Source organism: Cellulomonas biazotea, assembly GCF_004306155.1.
GTDB lineage: Bacteria > Actinomycetota > Actinomycetes > Actinomycetales > Cellulomonadaceae > Cellulomonas > Cellulomonas biazotea.
In genome coordinates, this window is sequence record NZ_BIMR01000408.1 from 1 (window position 1) to 1662 (window position 1662).

2 protein-coding genes are annotated in these 1662 nt (G+C 77.2%); both read left to right on the forward strand.

Going from position 1 to position 1662, the window contains the following annotated elements; all coding sequences use genetic code 11:
* The first annotated feature begins 30 nt into the window (after positions 1 to 30).
* Positions 31 to 984, forward strand: a complete 954-nt coding sequence (locus CBZ_RS19455; RefSeq protein WP_130783095.1) for a hypothetical protein — start codon at positions 31 to 33, stop codon at positions 982 to 984.
* On the forward strand, positions 981 to 1662 hold a 682-nt coding region (locus CBZ_RS19460; RefSeq protein ID WP_281274914.1), incomplete at its 3' end, for a lipid II flippase MurJ. The genes CBZ_RS19455 and CBZ_RS19460, both read left to right, overlap by 4 nt.

Here is a 1662-nt window from a genome sequence, read left to right on the forward strand (position 1 = left end):
CGGAGACAGCGGGACCGAGGGGACGCAGGGGTGAGCGTCGGCGTGCTGCGCCGGCTCGTCGCGGCCGCGGCGGCTGCGGCCGCGACGTCGGTGACGCGCGGTCTGCTCGACGCCCAGGCCCCCGGCGGGGCCCAGCGCTGGACGCGGACGAACCACCGGGGCGAGCCCGTGAGCATGCTGGAGGGTCCCGCCGTCGCGGCCGGGCTGCTCGCCGGTGCCGTCGTCGGTGCGCCCTCCGCGCGTGCGGCCGCGGCGCTCACCGTGGCGACGGGCGCCGGCGCGGCGTTCGGGATCGTCGACGACCTCACGGAGGACACCGAGGCGCGCCGCAAGGGTCTGCGCGGGCACCTGGGAGCGCTGGCACGCGGCGAGGTCACGACGGGCGGCCTCAAGGTCCTCGGGATCGGTGCGGGCGCGCTCGTGGCCGCCGCCGTCGCGACGCCGTGGCGCGACGGTGACGGCGCCCGACGGTCCACGCTCGGCTGGGCCGCGGACGTCGCCGTGTCGGGTGCGCTCGTCGCGGCGAGCGCGAACCTCGTCAACCTCCTCGACCTGCGGCCAGGGCGCGCGCTCAAGGCGTCGGCCGTCGTCGCGCTGCCGCTGGCCCTCGGTGCGGGCGCCGGTGCCGGTGCCGCGGCCGGTGTGCTCGGTGCCGCGGGTGCCGCGGTCGAGCAGGACCTCGCGGAGCACGACATGCTCGGCGACGGCGGCGCGAACGCGCTGGGTGCGGCGCTCGGTGCCGCGGTCGTGCTCGGGGCGCCGCGCGCGGTGCGCGTCGGTGCGCTGGCGGTCGTGACCGCCCTGACGCTCGCGAGCGAGAAGGTCAGCTTCACGCAGGTCATCGAGCGGACCCCGGGTCTGCGCGAGGTCGACGCCTGGGGGCGGCGCCCGCGGGCGACGGCGGGGTCGACCACGCCGTCCGCCGGGGGAGCAGCCGTTCCGGTCGCGGACGGGACGCGTCCGACGACGACCGGACCGGCGTGAGCCCCACGGCTCGCCGCGTCCTCGGCGGGCTCGGCGGTGCCGCGGCGATGATCGCCGCGATCACCGTCCTGAGCCGGGTGCTCGGCTTCGGCCGGTACCTCGTGCAGGCCGGGGCGGTCGGCGCGGGGTCGATCAGCGGCACGTACAACTCCGCGAACATGCTGCCGAACATCGTGTTCGAGGCGGCCGCGGGCGGTGCGCTCGCCGGGGCGCTGATCCCGCTGCTCGCCCTGCCGGTCGCCCGGGGGCTGCGTCGGGACGTCGATGCGGTCGCGTCCGCGGCGCTCGGCTGGACGCTGCTGGTGCTCGTGCCGGTCGGTGCGCTGCTCGCGCTCCTCGCGGGTCCGATCGCGGCGGTGTGGCCGGGCCTCGACGACGCCCACCGGGAGCTCCTGCGGTTCTTCGTCGTGGTGTTCGCGGTGCAGGTGCCGCTCTACGGCGTCGCGGTCCTGCTGTACGCGGTGCTGCAGGCGCACAAGCGGTTCTTCTGGCCCGCGTTCGCGCCCGTCATGTCGTCGGTCGTCGTCATCGCGGTCTACGCCGTGTACGGCGCCATGGCGCGGGGCGAGTGGGACGACCCGGCAGCCGCGGGGCAGGACGCGCTGCAGGTCCTGGCATGGGGGACGACCGCCGGTGTCGCCGTCATGTCCCTGCCGATGTTCTGGCCGGTGCACCGGC